The sequence below is a fragment of the Microvirga roseola genome, assembly GCF_020866965.1.
Classification (GTDB): Bacteria; Pseudomonadota; Alphaproteobacteria; order Rhizobiales; family Beijerinckiaceae; genus Microvirga; species Microvirga roseola.
Genome location: NZ_JAJATX010000069.1, coordinates 1 through 17,048 on the forward strand (window position 1 = coordinate 1; position 17,048 = coordinate 17,048).

Here is a 17,048-nt window from a genome sequence, read left to right on the forward strand (position 1 = left end):
TCCGGCGCATCGCTCAACCGTAGCAATTCTCAAACGGGCACTCAGACCTCTTCCTCAACCGCAGGACGGCCCAGTACGCTTCTGAGGGCCGCAGACGGGATGACTTGGAATTCCACCAGGAGCGGCAGGTGATCCGAGGCGATCCGCGCCTGGGGCGTTCGCACCGTTTCTGTGCGCAGGACCTTGATCGAGCGACTGACGAAAACATGGTCGATGCGCAGCACAGGAAGCCAGGACGGAAAGCTGGGTCTCGGGCGGTGCAGTCGCGACACCATCTGGGCGTCCTGCAGGCACGCAGCCAGGCGCTGATACGCTCGCGAGCGCGGCGAAGCATTGAAGTCCCCCAACAGGATGATCGGCTCACGGCATGCCGGGTGTTCGAGCCAGTGGCGGCTGAGGAGACGGTCGATCTGTGCCAATCTCTCGCGGCGGCGGAGGCCCAGATGAGTATTGATCACCTGCACGTCCGAGCCACCGAGGTTGACGGAGGCCCAGAGGGCTCCTCGAGGCTCGGGGGGCCTCCAACCAGGCCCTGGCAATCCTTCGGCTTTGACGAGGTGGGACGGGCGGTGGGTGAGAATCGCGTTTCCGTATTCCTCCTCCATGACGCGCAGGGACGCGTGAAAGTGCATCTGCATGCCGAGAGTCTCGGCGATCATATGCGCCTGATCGACGCCACCCGTCCGCGCCCGCCGCACATCGAGCTCCTGCAGGGCGACGACGTCGGGCTCATAAGCCGCGATGACCTCAGCAACACGTTCCGGAGACAGCAGGCCGTCCGTGCCAAGGCAGCGGCGCACGTTGTAGGTCAGGATCCGCGGCACACCGCCCCCTTCGTCATCTCTTGGCTCCACGGCAGCAGGGCTGCCGTGGAGCATTCTCAGTCATGTTGGACTAGCTCGCGGGGGTGAGGCGCAGGATCTCTCCATCATCCTCGTCGGTCAGGACGTAGATCGCTCCATCCGGCCCCTGCTTCACGTCACGGATGCGCTGGCCAAGGGGAATACGTTCTTCATCGGCGACATCCTGACCTTCAAGCGTGAGCCGGACGACGCCCTGGGCCGTGAGGCCGCCGATCAGCATTGAGCCTTGCCAGCCGGAGAACAGGTCGCCGGTGTAGAAGTCCATGCCCGAAGGAGAAATCACGGGCGTCCATGTCTCGGCCGACTGGGCCAGCTCCGGCCGGGTCGGAGGATCGGGAATATCCCTGCCGTCGTAATGCTCCCCCCAACTGACCAGTGGCCAGCCATAGTTCCTGCCCGGCTCCGGCATGTTCAGCTCATCGCCGCCGCGCGGCCCCATCTCCGCAACCCAGAGAGTGTCGGTACCGGGCTGGATTGCCGCCGATTCGATATTGCGGTGGCCGTAGGACCAGATTTCGGGCTCGGCGTCCTGGCGATCGACGAAGGGATTGTCCTCCGGGACGGATCCATCTGGATTGATGCGGACGATGGTTCCCAGATGATTGGAAAGGTCCTGGGCGGGTTCGAACTTGAACCGCTCGCCTAAGGCTACAAACAGCTTCCCATCCGGCGAGAATGCAAGTCGGGAACCGAAGTGATTGGAGCCACTCACCTTGGGCTCCTGCCGGAAAACGACCTGCACGTCCTCGAGAGCATTCTCGGTCAGACGCCCATGGGCAACGGCCGTGCTTGCACCTCCTTGGCCGGGCTCCGCAAAGGTGAAATACACACGCTGGCTCTGCTCGAAGTCGGGGGCGAGCGCCAAATCCTGCAGTCCGCCCTGTCCCTGTGTGAACATTTCCGGCAACCCGCCCAGAGGCTCGGACAGATTTCCATCCTCCGATACGATCCGGAGCCGCCCTGGCCGCTCAGCGACGAGCATTCGGCCATCGGGCAGGAATTCCAGCGACCAGGGATGAACGAGGCCGCCTGCGACCGTCTCCACTTGGACGGGACCCGAGGGCGTATCGACGGTTCTGTCTTGAGCTGAGGCTACTGCAGGAAGGCCAATGAGAGCGGCAAACGCCAATGGACCGAGCGGGTGCATCTGGATCTCCTCGTGCATCATGCGGGACGCGGCAGTCGGGACGACAACTCAAGTTCGGGGCTTGGGTTCGCTGTCCGATGGAACAACCCTGTGACTTTGCCGAGCAACCATCGCTTGGCTGGAACTTCGGGAAGCTGCGCTATTTGACTCGGCAGCTTGAACAGGGTTCCCCTGGGCCGGAGCGCTGAGCTCCGCCTCGGACGAAGGAGCCTGTCCTTCCTCATCGATACAGGATTATCTGTGGACCTTGGCGCAACTTTCCCGATTGATGAAATTCTGATGCGCCTCGGCGTGGCGACAGTCTGTGGTCTGCTCCTCGGCCTAGACCGGGAGCTGAGGGGAATTGCGGCAGGGCTGCGCACCCATGCCCTGGTCAGCGTCAGCTCTGCAGTGATCACGATTTCGGCGCTGGATCTCTATGCCGCTGTCAAAGACCATGGCGGGGACGCTGACCCACTGCGCGTGATCCAGGGCTTGGCCCAGGCCATCGGCTTCATCGCAGCCGGCGCGATCTTCGTCGCCAAAGGAACCGTGCGGAACCTGACGACGGCAGCCAATGTGTGGCTTGCCACCGCGGTAGGCATCGGCGCGGGAGCCGGTCAGTTCGCATTGGCCGGCATTGCGACCGGCTTTGGCATCGTGATCGTCACGGTAGTCCGTACGGTCGAGTACCTTCTCCCGCAAAGGCCCGACAAGCCGGACGACTGACCGCCTCCCGCGTCAGGCCGCAATATGGGGCGCAAGCCTTCCCTCTTGAACGGCGTGGCAGGCAACGCCGCTGCGAAGAGGTGGGATCTCGGCGGTACACCGCTCGTTCGCCAGCGGGCAGCGGGGGTTGAAGGTGCAGCCGGCGGGTGGATTGATCGGGTTGGGAATCTCTCCCTGGACCGGAATCCGCTGGCGCCCAGTCATTCCCACATCGGGAACAGCATCGAGCAGCATTCGGGTATAGGGATGCTTTGGGCTGGTGAAGAGCTCACGTCCCTCCGAAACTTCGACGATGCGGCCGAGATACATGACGCCGATGCGGCTCGCCATATGCCGGACGACGGCGAGGTTGTGGCTGATGAACAGATATGTGAGACCAAGCCTGTCCTGCAGGTCGCGCATGAGATTCAGGATTTGCGCCTGCACCGACACGTCGAGCGCCGAGGTTGGCTCGTCGCAGACGATGAACTCTGCGTCCGACGCGAGCGCCCGGGCAATGGCGACGCGCTGGCGCTGACCGCCGGAGAACTCGTGCGGGTACTTCGCCCCGTCCGCCGGATGCAGGCCGACGAAGGACAGCAGTTCGCCCACCCGTGCCGCAATGTCCTTCTCACCTTCAATAAGGCTGAAAGCACGGATCGGCTCCGCAATGATGCGGCCGACGGTCCAGCGCGGATTGAGACTGGCGTATGGGTCCTGGAAAATCATCTGGATGCGCCGACGCAAGCGCCGGCGCTCGGCTGCATCCGCCGCATTCGACATGGAAACGCCGTCGATCGTGACCTCCCCGCTCGTGGGAGGCAAAAGGCCCACCACCATTCGGGCGACAGTCGACTTGCCCGAGCCGGATTCGCCGACGAGGGCGAAGGTTTCGCCCTTCGCAATATTGAACGTGACGCCGTCGACGGCTTTCAGATACTGCTTCTCGCCTCCTTCGAGCACGCGGTTGAGCCACGGCTTGGACACATCGAAAACGCGACGGAGGTCATTGACCTCGACAAAGGGGCGTTCAGTCACGCAACGGCCTCCGTTCGAGCAGGCGATTGATCGTAGAGGTGGCAGGCAACCCGGTGCTCCGCATGCTGGATAGCCTCTGGCCGCTCGACCTTACAGCGGTCGAAAGCATGGGGGCAGCGGGGGTTGAACGGACAGCCCGGCGGAATGGCCGACAGGCGCGGCATGGCACCTGGGATCTGCACGAGGCGCTGGGCATCGGCCTCCAGGGACGGGATCGCTCCCATGAGTCCCTGGGCATAGGGATGAAGCGGGTTCTGCACCACATCCCGCACCGGCCCGATCTCAGCAATACGTCCGGCATACATCACCGCCACACGGTCCGCGGTTTCGGCGATCACGCCCATGTCGTGGGTGACCAGCATGATCGCGGTTCCGTGCTCCCGCCCGAGCCGCTTCAGGAGCGCGATGATCTGGGCCTGGACGGAAACGTCGAGGGCAGTCGTGGGCTCGTCTGCAATGATGAGTTCCGGCTCGGCGCAGAGAGCAAGGGCGATGACCACACGCTGGCGCATTCCGCCGGAAAATTCGTGCGGATAGCTGTCAATGCGCTTGTCCGGCGCGGGAATGCCGACCTCCGCAAGAAGGTCGATGGCCCGCTTGCGCGCGGCGGATGCAGAGAGATTCGTATGAGTACGGATCGTCTCCACCAACTGCTCGCTCACCCGGTACAGAGGGTTCAGACTCGTCAGCGGGTCCTGGAAGATCATACCGATGCGCCTTCCCCGCACCCGCCGCATCTCCTCGGGCGGCAGGTTGTCGATGCGAAGGCCCGAAAGGTGGATTTCGCCTCCGGCGATACGTCCCGGCGGGTCGATGAGGCCGATGACGGCTGATCCGGTGACGGATTTGCCCGCCCCGGATTCACCCACGACGCCCAGCACTTCGCCCTTTGCGATGTCGAAGGAAACGCCGTCGATGGCCTTGAGGGTGCCGCGTCGCGTGACGAACTCGACACGCAGATCCCGGACGGAGAGGACAGGTACTGACATGGTTTCTCTCCCCTCCCTCATCGCAGCCTCGGATTGAGTGCGTCGCGCAGCCAATCGCCCAAGAGATTGATGGCGAGCACCAGCAGCGCCAGTGCGATGCCCGGAAAGGCCACGATCCACCATTCTCCTGAGAAAAGGTAGTTATTGCCGATCCGGATAAGGGTACCGAGCGATGGCATCGTCTCGGGCATGCCGGTTCCGAGGAACGACAGGGTTGCCTCCGTGATAATCGCCAGCGCCAGGTTGATGGTGGCGATGACGAGGACTGGCCCGAGCACGTTGGGCAGGATGTGGCGGAGCATGATGACCGGCGCGGGCAGGCCTATGAGGCGCGCCGCGGCGATGTAGTCCTTGTTCTTCTCCACCAGCACCGAGCCGCGCACGGTGCGGGCATATTGCACCCAGAAGCTCAGGCCGATGGAGAACACCAGAACCGATAGAGTCATGATCTCGTCGAGATGGCCGCCCAGAACGGCCTTGGCAACACCATCGACGAGGAGCGCAATCAAGATGGCCGGAAAGGTCAGCTGGATATCGGCGATGCGCATGATGACGGCATCGACCGCACCTCCGATGTAGCCTGCCACGAGGCCGAGCGTGATGCCGAGCGTGGCCGAGAATGCGACACCGAGGAAGCCCACGAGAAGGGAGATGCGCAGACCGTAAAGAATAGCCGAGAAGATGTCGCGGCCCTGCTCGTCGGTTCCCAGCAGGAACGGGGCCTGCCCCATTTCGTCCCAAAGGGGCGGCATCCGGCTGTTCAGGAGGTCGAGCTCAGCTGGATTAAATGGATTTTGCGGCGCAAAGACACCCGCAAAGACGGCCATGGCGATGAAGACGAACGTCAGTGCCGCGGCCAGCATCGTCAGCTTGGAGCGCGTGAAACTCGCCCAGACGTCGCTGTCCAGAAACCGACCGATCCGGGAGGTCGGTGCGGGCATGTCGGCAGGAGCCATTTGGAGTGTTTCAGCCAATGGTCCCTCCTTAAGCCGGCTGCCGGATCGTGCTCCGCAGGCGCGGATCCACGATGGTGTAAAGGATGTCGACGGCGAGGTTGATCGTCACGAAGATCAGCGCGACCAGCATGAGGTAGGCCGCCATGATCGGAATATCGACGTTCTGAACCGCCTGGACGAACAGGAGCCCCATGCCAGGCCACTGGAAGACAGTCTCGGTGATGATCGCGAAAGCGATAACCGAGCCGAACTGCAGGCCGACGATGGTGATGACCGGCACAAGCGTGTTCTTGAGCGCATGGCCGAAATGGATTGCCCGGGTGGTGAGCCCCCTCGCCCGTGCGAACTTGATGTAGTCGGCCCGCAAGACCTCCAGCATCTCGGCGCGCACGATGCGCATGATCAGCGTCATTTGGAAGAGGCCGAGCGTGATGGAGGGCATGATCAGGGCTTTCCAGCCCGAGAGTGTCAGGAACCCGGTCGACCACCACCCGAGCCGAACCGTGTCCCCTCGCCCATAGGACGGGAGCCAGCCGAGGATCACCGCAAAGAGATAGATGAGCAGGATGCCGATCAGGAATGTCGGGAGTGAAATGCCGATAAGGGAGATTGTCTGGAACACCTTTGCCAGCACGCTGTCCCGCTTGAGGCCCGAATAGACTCCCATCAGGACGCCGAATACGGTGGCGAAGATCGTTGCGCAGAATGCGAGTTCCAGGGTTGCGGGCATGCGCTCGGCCAAGAGGTCCGAGACGGGCTGCCGGAACTGGTACGAGACGCCGAAATCGCCCTGCACGGATTGCACGAGATAACGGGCGAACTGCACGGGCACGGGATCGTCGAGGCCCAGCGAACGGCGCACCTGTTCGCGCTCCGCCGCCGGCGTATCGAGGGAAACGATCTGGTTTACCGGATCGCCGGCAAAGCGGAACATTGCAAAGGAAATGATCCCGACGGCCAGAAGAACGCCGATAGCCTGGAAGGCACGGCGAATAATGAAAGCAAGCATTCCTGGTCTCACGGTCTGGGCATGGGAGAAAGGAGCAACTCCTTCCCGTCACGAGCCTTAGAGCAGACGACCCCGGGCACCGCCTGACGATGCCCGGGGCGGGAGCTCAAGCGTGGGCTATTCCTTCTTCTGTGCCCAGTAGAGCAGCACCGAGTTATCGGCACGCTGGGGCAGTGACACCTTGTTCGACACACCCCAGGCAAGAGCCTGCTGGTGCAGCGGGATATAGCCATACTCGTCGAAGGTGATCTGGAACGCTTCCTTAATCATCTGGTCGCGCTTCTCCTTGTTGCTCTCGACCAGGATCTTGTCCGTCAATTCGTCATGCTTCTTGTTGCAGAAGTTGCCGAGGTTGGTCTCGCCGCGAGCCGATTGCGGGTTGTCGCGGCAGCCTTCGATGTCGTGCAGCACATTGTGGCTGTCGAAGGTGCCGGGCGTCCAACCGAGGAGATAGAAGGACGTGTTGTAGTTGCCGGACTTCAGGACCTTGGCGAAGTACTGCGCCTTGGGCTGAGCATTGAGGTTTACCTTCACGCCGGCGCGGGCCAGCATGCTGACCACAGCCTGGCAGATTGCCTCGTCATTGACGTAGCGGTCGTTCGGGCAGTCCATGCCGACCTCGAACCCGTTCGGGTATCCGGCCTCGGCCAGGAGCTTCTTCGCGCCCTCGAGATCGTATTTCGGACGCACGAAGTCCGTCGAATGCACGAAGAGCTGCGGGGCGATCATGAGAGCCGACGGCGTGGACATGCCGCGCATGACGCGGGACTTGATCGTCTCGACATCGATGGCCTTGTAGAAAGCTTCACGGACCCGCTTGTCCTTGAACGGGTTCTTGCCCTTGACGTTTGAGAACAGCAGTTCATCCCGGGTCTGGTCGAAGCCGAGGAAGATCGTACGTAGCTCCGGTCCGGAGAGCACCTTGGCGTTGGAGCTGCTGTTCACGCGCTGGATGTCCTGCAGCGGAACCGGCTCGATCACGTCAACTTCGCCCGAAAGCAGAGCCGCAACGCGCGTCGCATCGGACGAAATCGGCGTAAAGACGATTTCGTCCAGGTTGTGCTCGGCCTTGCCCCACCACTCCTTGTTGGGCTTGAAAACAGTTTTCACGCCAGGCTGGTGTGTCTCGATCTTGAATGGACCGGTGCCGTTGGCATTCAGGGCGGCATGGCTCGGCGTCGTCGCAGCGGCCGGGGTGGGAGATGCAGTGTTGTTCGCTTCCGCCCACTCCTTGTCCATGATGTACCAGGTGTCCCACTGGGCGTTCATGATCGGATTCGGCGACTTCAGCTTCACGTCGATGGTGTGGTCATCGACTTTCACGAACTCCGCGCCGGCAGGAACACGGGTCTGGAAGTTCGAGCCCTGAGCCCGCACCCGGTCGGCCGAGAAGATCACGTCGTCGGCGGTGAAGTCATTACCGTTATGGAACTTCACACCCTTGCGCAGGAAGAGGCGCCATGTCAGGCCGTCCTCGCTGATCTCCCAGCGCTCGGCGAGCCCCGGCTCGATGGCGAGATCCTTGCCGCGCTTCGTCAGGCCCTCATAGACATGGCCGAGATGCGCATTCGTGGTGGTTTCGTTCAGGGTGTAGGGATCGAGCGACTTGAGATCGCCCTGGTTCGCATAGCGAAGGGTGACGGCCATGGCCGGAAGGGCCGCGCCGGTCAGCAGCACGGCGGTCGCGGCCGCCAGGATTCGGGTTCGGATAGTCATTGGTCCTGTTCTCCACTGGAAGTCCCGCGTCGTTGCGCGGATTATTGTCTTTTCGGAAGCCCATTCTTGGTGACGGTCAATTTCTTCCTCAAGAGTGGAGGTTAGGCAGGAAAGGGGCCAGCGGTCTAGTCCCCCCTGATCAGGAACTTCGTCCGTGTTCGGACGCAAGGCTACAACGATAAGCTGAAAAACTCACGCCCCAATTCAGGCATCACGCCCCAGGACCGCCGAGGCGATGGCGATATCCTGCACGGCGAGGCCGGAGAAGGTTGCAACAGTGACTTGGCTAGGAGACCTGCGGCCCTGAACCCTGCCCGATACGATCTCGCCGATCTCCGCGACCTCTTTCATCCGCGCCGGGTCGTTGCCGAAGGCATGCCCGAGCTCACCGCGCGATATGGCCTGGAACCGGCTGTCGGTCACGACCAGATCGGACAAATGGATAATCGCCTCTTCCAGCTCCTGCTTATCGGCGCTGTCCGCACCGATGGCAGTGATATGCGTTCCGGGTCGGATGTCGGACCAGCGCAGCACAGGCGACGGACTGGCCGTGGCTGTGACGAGGAGGCGGCAGCGGGAGGCAACCTCGGACGGCGACGGCGCGACCTCAACGCTAAAGCCTTTACCCTCCATTCTCGCGGCATAGATTGCAACCCGCTCAGGGTTTCGGCCCCAGACCAGAATGTTTCGGCACGACCGCACCTTCTGAAGCAACTCAACCTGTAGCTCAGCCTGGATGCCGGTTCCGATCACGCCGACACTTTTCACGTGCTCCGGCGCGAGGTGCTTGGCGGCGACGGCGCCCGCGGCAGCGGTCCGAAGATCCGTCAGACGGCCACGGTCATTGAGCACGGCGGCCAGTTCGCCGGTTTCCTTGCGAAAAACGAGGAGGAGACCATCGCTGCTGCTAAGCCCCTTCGCGGGGTTATTCCAGAAGCCGGATGCAATCTTGACGACATATGTCTCGCCGGACTTGAAGTATCCGTACTTGATATGGACTTCGCCCGGCGGGTCCTGGATCAGGAGTTCGCCTGGGACGGGCACCACCGCCTCGCCACGGGAGAAGGCGGCGAAGGCCTCCTCCATGAGCCTTACGACATCGATGCCCTCGAGGCGCTGCTCGATCTGCTGCAGGTTGAGAAATGAGGTCGGGGTCACGTCTTGAGTTCCGAATATTAGGAGAATGGAAAGCTGGATCGCCTACGGCGCATGGTCGACGGCGATCACCACCAGAGTGTCGTTCCGATGGACGAGGCCTTGTCCATGGAGGCACAGAAGCAGACCGGACTGAGGGGAAAGGACCGGATCGGGCTTGCGCTCGATGCGGTCGACATAGTGCAGATAACCGATGACCGTGCCATGCCCGACCGATGATCCAAGGGGCAAAGCCGGCTCGAACACCGCCGTATCGTCCGCATGGACATAGTAGTCGGGCCCTGGAACGGAAACGATGCGCGAGGGCGGCGTCTCCGTGACCGGAACATTGTCGGATCTCAGGTTTCCGAAGTGGCGCAAGACCCGCAGCAGACCCTCAAATCCAATGCGGGCAGACTCAGGGGTGATAATGCCACTCCCACCAAGTTCACTGGACAGCATCAGCCTGCCGGATTTTTCCACCACATCGTCGAGCATCACATCGGCATGCGGCTCGCGAATGACGACCGTCAGCGGCGCAGCAAAGGCTTCGGCCGCAGCCAGGAAGCTTCGCGTCCGCTCCGCCTCGGGCTGCTCATGGATCAGGGTGCAGAGCTGGAAATGCAGGGACCGTCCCCCGGAATGAAGGTCGATCACATTGTCAGCCCTCGGCACCAGCTCCGTCGTGATGAAATGAGCAATCCGCTGCGTCACGGTCCCAAGAGGTCGGCCTGGGAATTCGCGATTGAGGTTGCACCCATCCAAGGGGGAGAGCCGTGCGCCAGCCATCACGGCAGGCAGGTTGATCGCCGGCACGACGGTCACCGTTCCCCTCACCTCATCCGGATCCACCGAATGGACGAACTTCGAGAGGGCGACTGGCCCCTCGTATTCGTCACCGTGGCTTCCCCCGAGAAGAAGTGTCGTCGGGCCGGCTCCGTTGCGGATGACGAAGACCGGGATGCGCAGATTCTGCCAGGCGCTCGCATTCGTGGAGCTTGGGACATGGATGTAGGAGGCCTGCCGGCCGTTCCGCTCCCAATCGATATTTAGGGTCGCCATGATCCTTTGCCTCCCGGTCCAAGCAGCTTCTAGCCGTTCACGACGGCAAGGATCTTGGCGCGGTCGAAATTGGCCCCGCAGAGAACCACAATATTGTTCTGACCCCGGCAACGCTCCGCAATCTTATAGAAGCCTGCCAGTGCAAGGGCGGCAGCACCCTCCACAAGCTGGTTTTCCTTCAAGGCGAGGTCCCTCAATGCGGCGCCGATCTCATCCTCGGTACAGGTCAGGACTTCGTCGATGACATCCATCGACAAGGGCAATGTCAGGCTGTCCTCGTCGACGCCTCCAGCCACGGCGTCGGCGAGCGTGTCGAAATGCTCGGTCTCGACCACGCGGCCTGCCGCCATCGATGCAGCGAGAGCTGCTGAGTTATGGGCGGACACGCCATAGACCTTCGTCTTCGGACTGAAGCTTTTGAGCACGGAGCCGATGCCGCTGATCAGGCCGCCGCCTCCCATGGCGACGAATACATTCTCGATGGCATCGGCCTGCTCCAGCATCTCCAGGGCTATGGTCCCCTGCCCTGCGATGATCTCGGCATCGTTGTAGGGCGAGACATAGACGAGGTCGCGCTCCACAGCCTGCTTCTGGGCATGCAGCTCGGCCAGGCCCGTCTCCGCACCGTGGAGGATCACCTCCACATTGAAGGAGCGGATGCGCTGAAGCTTCGCCTGCGAGACGGTCTCGGGCAGAACGACGGTCAGCTTCTGGCCGATCAGGGCTGCCGCCTGCGAGGCTCCGATACCGTGATTGCCGGACGATGCCGTGATGACGCCGCGTTCAATGCCGAGCGACGTCATCTTGCTTGCAGCGCCCCGGATCTTGAAGGAGCCGGTCAGCTGGAAATTCTCGGCCTTGAAGAAAACCGAGGAACCCAGGTCCCGGCCGATCTGGCGCGAGGGCAGCAGCGGGGTCCGGTAGATGTAGTTGCGGATGCGCTGGCGTGCCTGAACGGAGCGAGCTGCAGTTTCGAAAACATTGGTCATGGTGTCAGGTCCGTTTCGGCTTTCTTTCTCAGCCGTTCAAAAAGAGAAGCAGAGCAGGCAATCATCGCCTCAAACTGCTCAAGGATGATGTTCTCGTTGGGCGAGTGGAGCATGGCACCATGGTGGGTGAGCCCCAGCCCTACTATGGCGGCGCCAAGTTGCTCCACAAACGGATGGGCCGTTCCGGAGGCAGGGGAACTCGGCTGCACGATGGCAGGCTTTCCGAAATGCGCCTCCAGCACCTCGGTCGCTTCTCGTACGAACCAGTGATCGGCCGAGGCCCTCACCGGCTTGACGTTCGCATCGTGAACGACGAGTTCGATATCCTGGAAGCCGTGGCGGTCGAGATGGTCGCGCAGCAGGCCTACGATGGCCTGCGGCTCCTGGTCGGGCACGAGGCGGAAGTCGATCTTCACTGCACCTTCGGCAGGCAGAACAGTCTTTGCCCCCTCGCCTGCGTACCCGCCGGAAACACCGTTCACGCTCATGCAGGGCTCGAAGTTCATGGCGTGGTAGAAACTCGACTCGCCCATGCCATCGAGCAGGCGCTGCGCGCCGGTCGCCTGCATGATGCTCTCGAGCGAGAACGGCGGGTCCGCAACGATACCGCTTTCCTGATCCGTGGGCTGGCGGACGGGGTCGTAGAAGCCCTCAACCGCAATCCGGCCGCTCGCATCCCGCAGGGATGCCGTGGCGGCGGCCAACCGCCAAAGCGGATTATCGAAAACCGCGCCGAGGCTCGAATGAAGATCGGCCTTCGCCGTTCTGCAGCGGAGCTCGACCGCCATCACCCCCTTGAAGCCGCAGAGGATTACCGGACGCCCGTTCGAGTCGATCTCGCCGTATTCCCACCAGCAGACCTCGACCGTCTCGTCCTTGAACCGCGTCTTCAAAAAGTCTTCGAGCGAGGGGCTTCCGATCTCCTCCTCGCCGTCGACAAGCCAGATGAGACGGAACGGCAGCGGGCCTGGAAACCGCTCACGAAAGACGCGCCAACCTGCCAGGCGGCTGACGAACTCGCCCTTGTCGTCCGCAACTCCGCGCCCGAACCAGCGGCCGTCACGCTCCGACAACTTGTACGGCGGACTGTGCCAGAGGTCCACGGGATCCTCCGGCTGCACGTCGTAGTGGTTGTAGATCATGATGGTGATTGGTCCGCTGCCGCATTCCCCCACAACGAAAGGACCGACCTTGCCCGGGTGAATCCCGGTCTGGAACCCGGCATCAGCCAGCAGATCACGAACGGTCTCGGCGCATTCCGCGAGGCCCTCGCCTCTCGCACTCACCGACGGGATAGCGACGAGCCGTCGGAGATCCTCTTGTGCCTGCAGGAGATGCTCTTTCGACACCATCGCCTCGTCTCCCGCCGATAGGATCAAGCCAGCCCGTGGCGGGCCAGGAATCTGTCAAGGCGGGCCAGCCCCTCCACTAGGTGCTCCGTCTTGACCCCAATTCCGATGCGGATGTGGTTCTCGATTCCGAACCAGCTGCCAGCCACCACGAAAGTGCTCTCCTCCTCGCGGAGCTTTTCCGAGAGGGCTTCGGAGAGCATGTCGAAATCGTATCGCAGGAAAGCCATGCCGCCAGCCGCAGGGCGTTCCCAGGACCACCGATTGCGCTTCTCAACCCAGCGCCCGACGATGTCGGCATTCTCCCGCAGCAACATCCGGCCACGGGCCAGGATGCGCTCGCGGTTCTCCGGATCCATCACGGCCGCCGCAAGAATCTGACTCAGAATTCCGCTACCGATCGTGGTGTAGTCCTGCCGCTTCGCGGCCTCCGCAACGACCTCCTCCGGCCCGAGCACCCAGCCGAGGCGAAGGCCGGGGCAGGCAAAGGATTTGGACAAGCTGCTGGTGACGATGGTGCGGGGATAAGAGCCATAGAAGCTTTCCGTCTCCTCCCCATCGATTTCACCGCCCCGGTAGATCTCGTCGACGAGCAGCCACGCACCGGTCTTCTCCGCTGCCGCGATCAAGGCCTCACGGCTCCGAGGCGACAGGACAGCGCCGGTCGGATTGCCGGGATTGGTGACGGCGATCATCTTGACGCCCCCGGCTACGGCTTTTTCCAGCGCCTCGGGATCAACCTGCCACCCCTGATCGGCCAAAAGCGGAAGCCGCTCGACATTTATGCCAAGAGCCCGGCCGAGGCCATCGACCTGCATGAAGTTGGGTACAACGAAAAGCACTCTGTCGCCGGGATCGACCAGCGCCATGAGCGTGATCATGGTCGCCTCCGACGAGCCGTTCGTCACGAGGACGTTCTCGGGCGCAGCATCCCGATACCAGCTGGCAATCCCGGCGCGAAGATCCGGCCTGCCATCCGTCCAGCCGTAGCCCAGCGGCAGGTTCAGCAACGCCTGCGCCTCCTCGGCCGGCAGTATATCCTCGATGGAGCAGGGATGGACGCCGCTTTCCGTGAGATTGATCTCCACGCCGTTCTCGAACAGCGTCTGGTTCCGCTCCATGAGGAATGTGTCGAACTGCACCCTGATGCTCCGATGACTGCTTCGTGGCCCGGACCATCGCAGAGGATGAATTGCACCGTCAAGTCCAACTTAGACTTTTCGGTCTAAACCGACGGTGCTAATGAAGCGGCAGCAAATTTCCACGCGAGAGGGCCGTCATGAAGATCGAAGAATTCACCCTGGAGCGCATCCAGTCCCTCTACGAGAACACAGTCGAATACAACCTGTCCGATAGCGGCGTGCACCCCTATTCCCTGCGCGAGCTGCTCTCTCCTGAGCAGCAGAACGCCCTGCTCGACGTGGAGCTCGGCTACGGCTGGACGAACGGCAAGGTCGAACTGCGGCAGGCGATCGCGAATCTCCACCCCAACCGCACGCCGGACCACGTCATCGTCACCAACGGGTCCGCGGAAGCGAATTTCCTTCTCGTCATGTCGGTGCTGGAGCCTGGCGACGAACTCGTGGTCTTCGTTCCCAACTACCTCCAGATCTGGGGCTGGGCCCGCGCCATCGGCGTCACCGTCAAGGAAGTTCTCCTGCGCGAGGAACTCGGATGGATCCCGGACCTCGACGACGTTCGCAAGGCCGTCTCCGGCCGCACCAAGATGATGACGGTCTGCAATCCCAACAACCCGACAGGAAGCGTTCTTCCCCGCGAGACTATGGACGGCCTCGTGGCGATTGCCCGGCACCATGGCATCTATCTGCACGCGGACGAGGTCTATAAGGGGGCTGAGCTCGACCAGGACGAGCCGCCCAGCTTCGCCGACCTCTATGAAAAGGCCATCATCACCAGCGGACTATCGAAGGCCATGGCCCTGCCGGGGCTGCGCATCGGCTGGCTCGTCGGCCCCGTGGAGGAAATCTACGCATCCTGGCAACGTAAGGACTACACCTCCATCACCACCGGAGCCGTCAGCGAATTCGTGGCCGAGATTGCCGTCCAGCCGGGAAAACGGCAGGAAATTCTCTCCCGCAGCAAGAAGATCCTGCGCGAGAACCTCGCATTGCTCCAGCGTTGGGTCAATGCGAATGGCGATCTCTTCTCTTTCGTGCCGCCGAAGGCCGGCGGCATGGCCTTCATTCGCTACGCGATGCCGGTCAACTCGACCGAACTGGTCCACCGCCTGCGCGAGGAGCGCGGCATCATGCTGCTTCCGGGCGATGTCTACGGGCTCGACCGCCATATCCGGATCGGTGTCGGCGCACCGGCCCACCATCTGGAAACCGGCCTCGAGCGACTGGCAGACTTCGTCCGCAGTGACCTGAAATGAGCAGCCGACGCAAATCGCTCCTGAAAAGCGCGATGGCGCCGGAACTTGCGCCCTATGTACCGGTCTGCGACGCCATCGCCCTGCTCTTTCGACCCTACGCGGAGGTGGTTCTGCACGACCTGTCCACGGAAACGGTCGTGCATCTCGCCAGCCCGTTCTCGAAACGGGAACTCGGTGAACCGTCGCTTCTGAACGAGATCGACTTCAAGCCCACCGATATCCTTATCGGCCCTTATGAGAAGGTGAATTGGGATGGGCGGCGCATCAAGTCGGTCAGCGCAGTGCTCCGCGCGGGCGAGCGGGCCATTGGCGTCCTCTGCATCAACGTGGATGTCTCGCATTTCCACGCCGTCATGCAGACCCTGAATGCCCTCGTCTCAGTGCCACAGAACGAGGAAAAGCCGACCTCGCTGTTCAAGGAGGACTGGCATGAGCGGATTAACGAGTACATCCAATCCTGGACCCGGGACCGCGGCCTCTCCATCGCGGAAATGAGCCGGGTCCAGAAGCAGCAGCTTGTCACCGACTTGGCCGGAGACGGCGCCTTCGGTGGCCGCAATGCGGCCGCCTATATCTCCCGCGTGTTGGGGCTCGGTCGCGCCACGGTCTACAACTACCTGCGCCGCAGGGACTAAGCTGGACGCAGGGCTTCCACAGCCTTGAAATGCCCCCGCTCTCATACCATCTTCTGCCTATCAGGGTCCGGGGCCCTCTGGCAGTCTCCCTCAGGACTGCGATGTCGGACTCTCTCACCTGAGAGCGCTCCACGTGCGCTCTGCATCTGGGAGACGACAGGAATGTCCTACTCAGCGACTGCCGGTATCCATGATTTCGCCCCTCGTGCGGTGGAGACGCGCGCTAGGCTCGACAGTCTGGCGCGACTTCTCGACAGCGCCGTCCGGGTTCCGGGCACCAGTATCCGCTTCGGCGCCGACGCTTTGCTCAACTTCATTCCAGGCTTCGGCCTCCTGACGTCGAAAGGCCTTTCCGCCTATCTGATCTGGGAGGCCCGGCGTCTCGGCGCGCCGGCCGAGCTCATTCTGCGCATGGCCACCCATGTGGGGGTCGACTTCGCGATCAGCGCGGTTCCGCTTATTGGCTGGGTCGGCGACGTCTTTTACCGCTCGAACATGCGCAATATGGCGCTCCTTCGGGACTACCTGGACAGGGCCCATCCGGCGCCGATTGCCTCGAACGGCTGGCCTGCCCGTGCATAAACTGCGCCACAGCCTTTCGACTGATTTTGCACTCCTTACCGTTCGGAAAGGATAGAAATGAATAACCCGAACAACCCGCGGGGCCTGTTCCAGTATGCGGCGATTGCGGCGCTCTTTGCCCTGCTCGCGCTGGTCTATGTCCAGAATACCTCCGCTCCGCAATCCGATCAGCTGCCCTACTCGGCGTTCGTTTCGGCGGTGGAGCAAGGAGAGATCCGTTCCGTCACGATCCAGGGGCAGAACGTCATCGCAGAGCGCACCACAGGCGGCCAGATTGAGACCTATGCCCCCCAGGGAGCGGATCTTGTCGGTCAGCTGCAGCGCCAGAACGTGGAGATCAAGGCAGCGCCACCGCCGCAGCCTAACCTGCTGCTGAGTCTGCTGATCTCTTTCCTGCCGTGGCTCCTGATCCTCGGTGTCGGCTTCTGGATGCTCCGCAGGGCGGCAAGCCGGCAAGGCGGCGCTGGCGGCCTGATGTCGGTGGGCAAGTCCAAGGC

17 protein-coding genes are annotated in these 17,048 nt (G+C 62.3%); 5 read left to right on the forward strand and 12 right to left on the reverse strand.

What is annotated here, in order from left to right; translation table 11 throughout:
• Positions 1-41: 41 nt before the first annotated feature.
• Both LG661_RS21770 and LG661_RS21775 read right to left on the reverse strand, forming a co-directional pair.
• On the reverse strand, positions 42-878 hold the full coding sequence (locus LG661_RS21770) for an endonuclease/exonuclease/phosphatase family protein (protein ID WP_230534110.1): 837 nt from the start codon (positions 876-878) through the stop codon (positions 42-44).
• Positions 879-894: 16 nt separating this feature from the next.
• The gene (locus LG661_RS21775; RefSeq protein ID WP_230534111.1) at positions 895-2,010 is read right to left on the reverse strand and encodes a PQQ-dependent sugar dehydrogenase; all 1,116 of its coding nucleotides are present in this window, start codon (positions 2,008-2,010) and stop codon (positions 895-897) included.
• A 279-nt stretch (positions 2,011-2,289) separates the two neighbouring features.
• Between LG661_RS21775 and LG661_RS21780 the strand changes: the two genes are divergently transcribed.
• Positions 2,290-2,718 (forward strand): MgtC/SapB family protein, encoded by a 429-nt coding sequence (locus LG661_RS21780; protein WP_230534112.1) that lies wholly within the window; start codon positions 2,290-2,292, stop codon positions 2,716-2,718.
• A gap of 12 nt (positions 2,719-2,730) precedes the next feature.
• Here LG661_RS21780 and LG661_RS21785 read toward each other — a convergent pair whose 3' ends face one another.
• From LG661_RS21785 to LG661_RS21830, 10 genes are all read right to left on the reverse strand, one after another.
• Positions 2,731-3,735: an ABC transporter ATP-binding protein gene (locus LG661_RS21785; RefSeq protein ID WP_230534113.1), complete on the reverse strand. Its 1,005-nt coding sequence runs from the start codon at positions 3,733-3,735 to the stop codon at positions 2,731-2,733.
• Positions 3,732-4,724 (reverse strand): ABC transporter ATP-binding protein, encoded by a 993-nt coding sequence (locus LG661_RS21790; protein ID WP_230534114.1) that lies wholly within the window; start codon positions 4,722-4,724, stop codon positions 3,732-3,734. Before LG661_RS21790 ends, LG661_RS21785 begins: the two co-directional genes overlap by 4 nt.
• Positions 4,725-4,741: 17 nt before the next feature.
• Positions 4,742-5,680: an ABC transporter permease gene (locus tag LG661_RS21795; protein WP_230534126.1), complete on the reverse strand. Its 939-nt coding sequence runs from the start codon at positions 5,678-5,680 to the stop codon at positions 4,742-4,744.
• Between the two features lie 28 nt (positions 5,681-5,708).
• Positions 5,709-6,689 (reverse strand): ABC transporter permease, encoded by a 981-nt coding sequence (locus tag LG661_RS21800; protein WP_230534115.1) that lies wholly within the window; start codon positions 6,687-6,689, stop codon positions 5,709-5,711.
• A gap of 117 nt (positions 6,690-6,806) precedes the next feature.
• Positions 6,807-8,405, reverse strand: a complete 1,599-nt coding sequence (locus LG661_RS21805) for an ABC transporter substrate-binding protein (RefSeq protein WP_230534116.1) — start codon at positions 8,403-8,405, stop codon at positions 6,807-6,809.
• A 204-nt stretch (positions 8,406-8,609) separates the two neighbouring features.
• Complete coding sequence (locus tag LG661_RS21810; RefSeq protein ID WP_230534117.1) at positions 8,610-9,563, reverse strand: Rossmann-fold NAD(P)-binding domain-containing protein; 954 nt, start codon at positions 9,561-9,563, stop codon at positions 8,610-8,612.
• Positions 9,564-9,605: 42 nt separating this feature from the next.
• Positions 9,606-10,601, reverse strand: coding sequence for a succinylglutamate desuccinylase/aspartoacylase family protein (locus LG661_RS21815; RefSeq protein ID WP_230534118.1), 996 nt, complete (start codon positions 10,599-10,601; stop codon positions 9,606-9,608).
• A gap of 29 nt (positions 10,602-10,630) precedes the next feature.
• Positions 10,631-11,590 (reverse strand): pyridoxal-phosphate dependent enzyme, encoded by a 960-nt coding sequence (locus LG661_RS21820; protein WP_230534119.1) that lies wholly within the window; start codon positions 11,588-11,590, stop codon positions 10,631-10,633.
• Positions 11,587-12,942 (reverse strand): M20/M25/M40 family metallo-hydrolase, encoded by a 1,356-nt coding sequence (locus tag LG661_RS21825; protein ID WP_230534120.1) that lies wholly within the window; start codon positions 12,940-12,942, stop codon positions 11,587-11,589. Before LG661_RS21825 ends, LG661_RS21820 begins: the two co-directional genes overlap by 4 nt.
• Before the next feature lie 23 nt (positions 12,943-12,965).
• The gene (locus LG661_RS21830) at positions 12,966-14,081 is read right to left on the reverse strand and encodes an aminotransferase class I/II-fold pyridoxal phosphate-dependent enzyme (RefSeq protein WP_230534121.1); all 1,116 of its coding nucleotides are present in this window, start codon (positions 14,079-14,081) and stop codon (positions 12,966-12,968) included.
• Positions 14,082-14,218: 137 nt separating this feature from the next.
• On the opposite strand from LG661_RS21830, the gene LG661_RS21835 reads away from it, so the two are divergent.
• The 4 genes from LG661_RS21835 to LG661_RS21850 all read left to right on the forward strand — a co-directional run.
• Complete coding sequence (locus LG661_RS21835; RefSeq protein ID WP_230534122.1) at positions 14,219-15,334, forward strand: aminotransferase class I/II-fold pyridoxal phosphate-dependent enzyme; 1,116 nt, start codon at positions 14,219-14,221, stop codon at positions 15,332-15,334.
• Positions 15,331-15,969 carry a helix-turn-helix transcriptional regulator gene (locus LG661_RS21840; RefSeq protein WP_230534123.1) on the forward strand — a complete coding sequence of 213 codons (639 nt, stop codon included), beginning with the start codon at positions 15,331-15,333 and terminating at the stop codon, positions 15,967-15,969. The genes LG661_RS21835 and LG661_RS21840 overlap by 4 nt, the downstream gene beginning before the upstream one ends.
• A 162-nt stretch (positions 15,970-16,131) precedes the next feature.
• A complete protein-coding gene (locus LG661_RS21845) occupies positions 16,132-16,551 on the forward strand; it encodes a DUF4112 domain-containing protein (RefSeq protein ID WP_230534124.1) in 420 nt (139 codons plus the stop codon).
• A gap of 57 nt (positions 16,552-16,608) precedes the next feature.
• Positions 16,609-17,048, forward strand: a 440-nt coding sequence (locus LG661_RS21850; protein WP_230534125.1) for an ATP-dependent metallopeptidase FtsH/Yme1/Tma family protein, incomplete at its 3' end; no start/stop codon positions are given.